Raw genomic sequence first — 1,189 nt, forward strand, 5'->3', positions numbered from 1 at the left:
AATCGGTGCCGCCGGTGCCGCATCCACTCGTCCAGCTCTCGCCAGATTCTCGGCGTTTGTGACAACCCAAAGTAAGTTTTCCAGCCCAGAAGATAAGGGCGTAGATTCTCGACAACTTGTCGCAGACTGCGACCGCCTGAGCGACGGGTGAGCTCGCGTATCCGTTGCTTGAACTGCTTGCGCGCCTTGACCGCTACCGCTCTTTTGACGCCTTGTGGAGATGCCCAGAAGGCGTAGCCCAGAAACTTGCGACCATACGCACTCGCCACCGCACTCTTGCTCTCGTTGACGCTCAAGTGCAGCTTTTCATACAGACGCTTCAGCAAAGCCATCACCCGCTGTCCCGCCTTGCGGCTGCGAACATACACATTCGCATCGTCGGCATAGCGCACGAAACAATGGCCTCGACGTTCAAGCTCCCGATCCACTTCGTCCAGCAGCACATTCGCCAGTAACGGCGACAGCGGGCCGCCTTGCGGCGTCCCACAGCGGCTTTTCTCGACCACGCCATTAATCATCGTTCCCGCGTCCAGATACGCGCGAATCAGCCGGATAACCGCCCGATCCGCAATCCGTTTGCGTAGACGCTCCATCAAGATGTCGTGGTCGGCCCGGTCGAAGAACTTCTCCAGATCAACATCCACCACCACTCTGCGCCCCGAGGACACATGACGTTGGGCCGCCAGAACGGCGTCCTGCGCACTGCGTCCCGGACGAAAGCCGTAGCTGTGTTCACTGAAAGTCGGATCGAGTAATGGCTGCAAGACTTGCAGCAAGGCTTGCTGGATCAAACGATCGGTGACCGTCGGAATGCCCAACTCGCGCTGACCGCCATCGGGCTTGGGAATGACCACTCGGCGTACCGGACTGGGCCGGTAGACACCTGAAAGAAGCTGTTCACGAATCGCCGCCCACTGAGTGAGCAGATGTTCGGCCGTCTGTTCAATGTCCAGACCATCGACTCCCGCTGCACCTTTGTTGGCCTTGACCCGTTTCCAYGCCCGTTTCAGGTTTTCTCTCGCAAAGGCTCGCTCCAGCAGCCCTTGCCCTGCGTTATAGGGTTCATTTTGCGGACGATTGACCTCGTCGCTGATGGGATTCCTCACGGTTTCACCGCTCGTAGCCTGCATCCGCCCCGCGTTTGGCAGGCATCTGACTTCCGGTCTTTCGTATCAACATGGCCTATGAC

The 1,189-nt window shown here is 58.6% G+C and carries 1 protein-coding gene; it reads right to left on the reverse strand.

The genetic code is table 11. From position 1 onward, the window contains the following. Positions 1-1,130: group II intron reverse transcriptase/maturase (gene ltrA, locus AC1DVE_RS31115; protein ID WP_477784443.1), on the reverse strand; the 1,130-nt coding region annotated here is incomplete at its 3' end. Between the last annotated feature and the right edge of the window lie 59 nt (positions 1,131-1,189).

The organism is Pseudomonas sp. P4_B4, from assembly GCF_056402255.1.